This window comes from Streptomyces sp. NPDC048106, from assembly GCF_040706415.1.
Taxonomy (GTDB): Bacteria; Actinomycetota; Actinomycetes; order Streptomycetales; family Streptomycetaceae; genus Streptomyces.
This window is the reverse complement of record NZ_JBEZND010000039.1, coordinates 61,696-68,360: the sequence shown is the minus strand read 5'-3', so window position 1 is coordinate 68,360 and position 6,665 is coordinate 61,696. Positions and strand designations below refer to the sequence as shown.

7 protein-coding genes are annotated in these 6,665 nt (G+C 69.5%); 4 read left to right on the top strand and 3 right to left on the bottom strand.

The window, feature by feature from the left end; genetic code table 11:
- Positions 1-26 precede the first annotated feature (26 nt).
- Genes AB0927_RS31310 through AB0927_RS31295 form a run of 4 tightly spaced genes read left to right on the top strand, consistent with a single transcriptional unit; the run spans position 27 to position 3,247 of the window.
- Complete coding sequence (locus AB0927_RS31310; protein WP_366671147.1) at positions 27-1,079, top strand: cupin-like domain-containing protein; 1,053 nt, start codon at positions 27-29, stop codon at positions 1,077-1,079.
- Complete coding sequence (locus tag AB0927_RS31305) at positions 1,070-2,323, top strand: MFS transporter (RefSeq protein WP_366671146.1); 1,254 nt, start codon at positions 1,070-1,072, stop codon at positions 2,321-2,323. Before AB0927_RS31310 ends, AB0927_RS31305 begins: the two co-directional genes overlap by 10 nt.
- Positions 2,320-2,511, top strand: coding sequence for an MbtH family NRPS accessory protein (locus AB0927_RS31300; protein ID WP_366671145.1), 192 nt, complete (start codon positions 2,320-2,322; stop codon positions 2,509-2,511). Before AB0927_RS31305 ends, AB0927_RS31300 begins: the two co-directional genes overlap by 4 nt.
- Before the next feature lie 10 nt (positions 2,512-2,521).
- The gene (locus AB0927_RS31295) at positions 2,522-3,247 is read left to right on the top strand and encodes an alpha/beta fold hydrolase (RefSeq protein ID WP_366671144.1); all 726 of its coding nucleotides are present in this window, start codon (positions 2,522-2,524) and stop codon (positions 3,245-3,247) included.
- A 44-nt stretch (positions 3,248-3,291) separates the two neighbouring features.
- Here the strand turns inward: AB0927_RS31295 and AB0927_RS31290 are convergent, their stop codons facing one another.
- Genes AB0927_RS31290 through glyA form a run of 3 tightly spaced genes read right to left on the bottom strand, consistent with a single transcriptional unit; the run spans position 3,292 to position 6,646 of the window.
- Positions 3,292-4,908 (bottom strand): aldehyde dehydrogenase family protein, encoded by a 1,617-nt coding sequence (locus AB0927_RS31290; protein WP_366671143.1) that lies wholly within the window; start codon positions 4,906-4,908, stop codon positions 3,292-3,294.
- Positions 4,909-4,910: 2 nt separating this feature from the next.
- Positions 4,911-5,261, bottom strand: a complete 351-nt coding sequence (locus tag AB0927_RS31285) for a nuclear transport factor 2 family protein (RefSeq protein ID WP_366671142.1) — start codon at positions 5,259-5,261, stop codon at positions 4,911-4,913.
- 17 nt (positions 5,262-5,278) lie between these two features.
- Positions 5,279-6,646 carry a serine hydroxymethyltransferase gene (glyA, locus tag AB0927_RS31280; RefSeq protein WP_366671141.1) on the bottom strand — a complete coding sequence of 456 codons (1,368 nt, stop codon included), beginning with the start codon at positions 6,644-6,646 and terminating at the stop codon, positions 5,279-5,281.
- Between the last annotated feature and the right edge of the window lie 19 nt (positions 6,647-6,665).

Sequence of the window (6,665 nt, the reverse complement as noted above, 5' to 3'; positions counted from 1 at the left end):
GAGACGCTTCCGACAGGAGGAGAAAAATGAGCGTCAGCGACACGCGGGACAGTGACGCGACACCTGCCCCGACGATATCCAGCGAGGTCACCCTCAAGATCGACGCCATCGACCGGGTGCACAACCCCGACCCCGAGGAGTTCCGCCAGGAGTACGTCTACAAGCGGCGCCCCGCGATCATCACCGGGCTGATGGACGACTGGCCCGCGATGGGCCGCTGGGACCTCGACTACTTCAGCAAGCACTTCGGCGACATGGAGGTCCATGCCAACCTCCAGGACCTGGACTCCCAGTTGATCCTGGGCCGGATAGGCAAGTTCCGTCCCATGCGGCTGTCCGAGCTGCTCGCCGGCATCGAGAGCAACGACAACCCCCGGCAGGCGCAGTACCTGCGGGCCTACCCGGTGCATCGGATGCTCGAACACCACCCCGGCCTCAAGGACGACTACGAACTGCCGTCCCTCGCGCCCAACTGGGCCGACATCCGCTTCGCCGCCCAGCCGGCGAAGGTGACCCGCAACCCGGCGAGCCTGTTCGGGCTGTGGCTGGCCAGGAAGCTGCTGAACCGGGGCAGCGACAAGGACGCCCCGATCACCACCGTGTCCTCGCGGCTGGCCGCGGTGATGTTCGTCGGCAGCAAGGGCACGATCACGCCCTTCCACAGCGACGGCATGCAGACCACGGCGTACCTGAGCCAGGTCCTGGGCCGCAAGCGGTGCTACTTCGTGTCGCCGGAACAGTACAAGTGCCTGTACCCCCGCGCGTTCCGCCGCCAGTTCGGCATGGCCCAGGTCGACTACCGGCGGCCCGCGCTGGACCGGCACCCGAGGTTCCGCCGCGTCGTCGTGGAGGAGACGATCCTGCACCCGGGGGAGACGCTCTACGTACCCAACGGGTACTGGCACGCGATCGAGGCCCTCGACACCTCGATCTCCTACAGCCACCAGGTCGTCAACGAGGACAACGCGCTCGACTGGCTCCGGTGCATCCCCGAGCGCTTCATCGCGGAGCTCTACTTCAAGTTCAAGGGCGGCCTGTACAACGTCACCGGCGCGAAGGACTGGGACGATTGGTCGTAGCCGAGGCGAAGGACACCGGCACGAGCGCCGGCCTGCTGCGGGACCGTGACTTCCTGCTCTTCGCCGGCGGGCAGGGGGCGTCCGCGCTCGGCGACTCGCTGAGCAAGACCGCCCTGCCGCTGCTCGTGCTCGCCCTGACCGGATCGGCCATGCACATGGGCGTCATCGCCATGCTGTCCACGCTCCCGATGCTGGTGCTCGGGGTGCCCGCGGGCGCGTGGGCCGACCGGTTCGACCGGCGGCGCATGATGCTGTGGTCCGACATCGGGCGCACCGTGCTGGTAGCGCTGGTCCCCCTGGCGGCGGTGCTGGGCCTCCCGGTGCTCCCGGTGCTCTACGCGATCAGCGTGCCGGTCGGTGTGCTCTTCGTGGTCTTCGAGGCGGCCTGCCTGTCCTGTGTCCCGGCACTCGTCGGCCGCGAACGGCTCGCCGGGGCCAACTCCCTGCTGTCGGTGGGCAACGCCCTCGGCTACCTCATCGGACCGAGCCTCGGCGGCCTGCTGGTGGCCGGCGTGGGCGGCGCCGTGACCATCGGTGTCGACGCGGCGACCTTCGCGGTGTCGGCGTTCACCCTGCTGTTCATCCGCCGCCCGCTACAGGCCCCGGACCCATCCGGACCGAGCCCCATGGGCCGGCAGATCCGGGAGGGCCTGCGCTTCATCGCCGGCCGGCGACTGCTGCTCGCGGTGCTGGTGTACTGGTCGGCCATCACCTTCTGCACGGCGCCGGTGGTCATCTGCGCCACCTACTTCGTGCGGACCGACCTCGGCCGGCCACCTCAGGTCATCGGACTGATCATCACCGTCTACGCGGTCGGGGCGATCGTCGGCGCGGCGCTCACCCCGCGGCTCCGCCGGTCCTCGACCCGCGTCATGGTCGCCGGTACGACGATCGGCGGCGTCGCCCTCCTGGTCTTCGCCGTCACCTCCTCGCTGCCGCTGATCCTGGCCGCCGCGCTGCTCGCCGGCACCGGCGAGGCCGTGGCCGCCATCTTCTACACCACGCTGCGCGCCGAGATCACACCGGACGAGCTCCTCGGCCGGGTCACCACCACCGCGCAGGTCGCGACGTTCGCGCTGAGGCCGCTCTCGGTCTTCGTCGCGGGCATCGCCCTCGAAGCGACGTCCGGCGCCGCCACGCTCGCCACGATCGGAGCGCTGTGCCTGGTCGCCAGCGCCGTGTTCGCTTTTCGGACACGTTCTCTCGACACCGCACCCACCCCTTCTGCGAAGGCAGGACGATGACAGACAACAGCGCCCAGCAGCAGTACGCCGTCGTGGTCAACGACGAGGAGCAGTACTCGATCTGGCGGACCGACCGTGAGCTGCCCAACGGCTGGGCCCTCGAAGGGACCACCGGCACCAAGGACGAATGCCTCGACCACATAGAGCGCGTATGGACCGACATGCGCCCGCTCAGCGTCCGCGGCTGAGCTGATACCGATGTCGTGGCTCAGCCGGCTCAGCGCCGCCGGGGGAACCGGCCGTCTCGTGTGCCTGCCCTATGCCGGCGGCGGGCTGCTGTCCTATGCGGACTGGACCGCATGGCTGCCGGACGGTGTCGAACTGTGGGTCCCCGACCTGCCCGGACGGGAGCAGCGGATGCTGGAGGAACCCGTCCGGGACATGGACCGGCTCGTCCGCGCCCTGGCCGGCGAACTCCTGGCGGACGCCAGGCCGACCAGCCTGTTCGGGCACAGCCTCGGCGCACTTGTCGCGTTCGAACTGGCCCGGCTCCTCCAGGCGCACTCGCACCCGGTCCGGTGCCTGGTGGTGTCCGGGATGTCCGCACCGCAGACGCTGTCCGCCGGACCCGCGCCCACCGACGCCGACATCCTGCTCGACATACGGGTGAACGGCTCGGCGCCCCCGGAGCTGTACGACCAGCCCGAGCTTCTGGAACTCCTCATGCCCGGTCTCCGCGCCGACTACGAGATGGCCCTCACCTACCGGTACCGGGAAGGGGCCGGGCTCACCTCGCCGGTCGTCGCGCTGAGCGGAGCGGACGACGGCGAGGTGACGGACGAGAACCTGGCGGCCTGGGCGGCCCAGAGCCGCGGGGCGTTCGAGACACGCGTCTGGCCGGGCGGTCACATGTACCTGCGGGAACAGGCTGAGGAGGTCGCCCGCTTCGTGGCGGCCTGTCACCTGCGACCGGTGGGCACGTGACGCCCGGGGACACGTAGGGATGCGGTGCCGGTGGGCCGGGCGCGCTACTCCCGCGCCGTCCAGTGCGCCGGCAGCCGGTATCCGGGATCGGGGTCGATGGAGACGACGTCCATCTGCGCCTTCTGGAGTCCACCGGAGAAGTCCCAGTTCATCGACTGCCAGCGCGTGAACTGATCGAGCGCCCAGACGCCGGACTGCCGGCTCCCGTTGCCGGACTTGCCGTTCCCGCCGAACGGCAGGTGCGCCTCCGCGCCCGAGGTCGAGTTGTTCACGCTGACCATGCCTGCGCCGACCCCCTGCCGGAAGCGGAACGCCGTCAGGGGGTCGCGGGTGAACACCGCGGACGACAGCCCGTAACCCGGCGCGTTGGCGAGCGCGATCGCCTCGTCGAGTGTCCGGTAGGGGACGACCCCGACGATCGGCCCGAACGCCTCCTCCGTGAAGACGGTGTCGTCGGCGCGGACGCCGTCCAGCAGCACCGGGTGGAAGAAGAGCCCCTTGGCCGGGTCGCCGACGAACCCCTCGCGGGGGGCCTCGGCCGTGATGCGTCCGACGGAGGTCGAACCGAGCACCGTGTGGTGGTCGGCGATCCAGCCGAGGATGCGCTCGAACGACGATGCGAACCGCTCGTCCAGCATCGGGCCGTACAGGACCTCGCCGGCGGGGTCCCCGACCGGTGCGGCACGGACGGCGTCCGCGAACCGGCGCACGAACTCGTTGTGCACGTCGGTGTGGACGAGCACGTTGCCCAGCGAGGTACAGCGCTGCCCGGCGGTGCCGTATCCGGAGAACAACGCGGCGTCCACCGCGAGGTCCAGGTCCGCGTCCGCCGCGACCACCATCGGGTTCTTCCCGCCCAACTCCAGGCAGGGCGACTGGAGGAAGCGGCCGCACAGTTCGGCCACCCGCCTGCCGACCGCGGTGGAGCCGGTGAAGCCGACCTTGTCGACCAGCCCCTCGGCCAGCGCGCGCTCCAGCCCCTCGAACGTGGACTCGCCCTCGGCGTACACGAGATGGAGCGCACCGGCCGGGACGCCCGCGTGCCAGGCGAGTTCCGCGAGCGCGCGGGCCGTCGTCGCGGCGTACTCGGCGGGCTTCCACACCACGGTGTTGCCGCACAGCAGCGCCGGCACCAGGTACCAGGACGGTACGGCGGCCGGGAAGTTCCCCGCCGTGATGACCGCCGTGACCCCGACCGGCACGCGGTAGGTGAACAGCTGCTTGTCCGGCATCTCCGACGGCACCGTGTGCCCGTACAGGCGCCTGCCCTCGCCGAGGAAGAAGTCGCAGGTGTCGATGACCTCCTGCACCTCGCCGAGCGCCTCGGCGTACGGCTTGCCGACCTCACGGGTGATCAGACGGGCGAGACCGGTCTTGTTCGCCCGCACCAACTGGCCGAAGGCGCCGAGTACCTGGCCGCGCGCCGGCGCCGGTACCGCGGCCCACTCCGGCTGTGCCAGGCGGGCCGCCGCGCAGGCGTCCCGCAGGGTCGCCGGGTCCGACAGCCGGACGTCGGCCACCACGTCGTCCAGCAGGGCCGGGTTGCGCGAGGCGAAGGCCGTCCCGCCGGTGACCTCCTTGCCGTCGATCACGGAGTGCAGGAGCGAGGCCCCGCCGGGGTGTGCGGGGCTTGTTTCGGCCGCGGTGGGAAGGGCTGCCACGGTCACACCATCCGCGTGTAGAAAAAGGTGGTCCGCCGCGCGATCAGTCCGTCGGCGAACGTGAAGAAGTCGGCGAAGCGCAGCTCCACCCGGCGCGCGTCCTTGAGCAGTCCCGCGAACCGGCCGTGCACCGCCACGTCCGTTCCGTCGGCCGTGATCTGCTGGAGCGTGTGTTCTCCGGATTCGATGATCCGCTGGCTTTCGTAGAATTCCGTGAGCGCGGAATGCCCCTTCATCTCCGGGTATCCGGGTCTCTCGTATACCGCGTCCGGCGCGAAGAGGCCGACGAGTTCGTCGACCTTCCCGGCGTCCACGCACGCGTAATACCGTCGCACCTGGTCGACATTGTTCATGAATTCTTGCCCTTCGGTCAGTATCCGGCGATGGGCCGACGGTCGCATATCTTCCGTACCCGTCGGCAGGCGTCCGCGCGTATCTCGGGCGGCAGTTCGTAAGCGGTGTCGGACAGGTTCTTCGTGGCGGTCAGCAACTCGACGACCAGACCGGCGACCTCCGCGACATCGTCGGTGTCGAAACGGCGCGCCGCCATGCCGTTGCTGCCGAAGCGCAAGCCCGAGGTCACGCTGGGCGGGTGGATGTCTCCGGCTATCCGGTTCTTGTTGACCAGGATCCCGCACTCCTCGAGTGCCTTTTCGGCGGCGACACCGGTGATGCCGAGAGAGGAGAGCACGTCGGCGACGACGATGTGGTTGTCGGTGCCGTCGGACATGATCCGGATCCCTTGGCCGACGAGTTCCCTGGCCAGGGTGGCCGCGAGTTCCCGGATCCGGATCATCGTCTCGCTGAAGGCCGGAGTCGTCGCCGCCCCCAGGGCATACGCCTTGGCGGCGATGCTGTTCACGATGGGCGCCCCCTGCATCAGCGGGAATATACCGCGCTGCATGGTCTGTTCGAGGGTCTTTCCGTTCGGAAGTCTCATGGTGGCGGAGTCACCCATCAGGATCAGGCCACCGCGCGGACCATAGAGCTGTTTGTGCGTGCAGGTCGTGACCACATGGGCATGCGGGATCGGTGACGGATGCAGACCGGCGACGACCAGCCCCGCGATATGGGAAATGTCGGCGAGCAGATAGGCGCCGACCTCGTCGGCGATCTCGCGGAACGCCGGCCAGTCGATCGTGCGCGGATACGCCGTCGTGCCCGCGATGATGAGGCGCGGCCGGTGCGCGAGCGCCTGCTCCCTGACCTGGTCGTAGTCGATCAGCCCGGCCGTCCCCAGGCCGTAGCCGTACGCGGTGAAGGTGCGCCCCGACACGTTCACGGCGGCGCCGTGGCTGAGATGGCCCCCCGCGTCGAGGTCGAGCCCCAGCAGCGGATCTCCGGGGCTGAGCAGCGACATCATCACCACCTGATTGGCGGTGCTCGCCGAGTGGGGCTGCACATTGGCGTACTGCGCCCGGAATGCCGACTTGGCCCGCTCGATCGCGAGTTGCTCGACTTTGTCGACGTTCACGCAGCCGGCATGAAACCGCTGTCCGGGATATCCCTCCGCGGTTACATTCGCGAAGACGCTTCCCTCGGCCAGCAGCGCCGCCGGTGTGGCCGGGCTGCACGAGGCCACCAGGGCAAGGGTTTCCCGCTGCCGCTGGAGCTCATCGCCGAGGAATTGGAACAGCAGGGGATCGGAGAGTTCGAGGGAGTCGAGCGCGCCTTCGTAGAAAGAGGACAGCCCGTCGGCTGATCGTGGCGTTGTCGGCAGACCTGCGACGTGGGACACGAATGATCCAATCTGGGGA

Bases quoted from the DNA above. Each gene is read 5' to 3' on its own strand.
- AB0927_RS31310 (WP_366671147.1), top strand. From the start codon at position 27: ATGAGCGTCAGCGACACGCGGGACAGTGACGCGACACCTGCCCCGACG.
- AB0927_RS31295 (WP_366671144.1), top strand. From the start codon at position 2,522: ATGTCGTGGCTCAGCCGGCTCAGCGCCGCCGGGGGAACCGGCCGTCTC.
- AB0927_RS31285 (WP_366671142.1), bottom strand. From the start codon at position 5,261: ATGAACAATGTCGACCAGGTGCGACGGTATTACGCGTGCGTGGACGCC.
- AB0927_RS31300 (WP_366671145.1), top strand. From the start codon at position 2,320: ATGACAGACAACAGCGCCCAGCAGCAGTACGCCGTCGTGGTCAACGAC.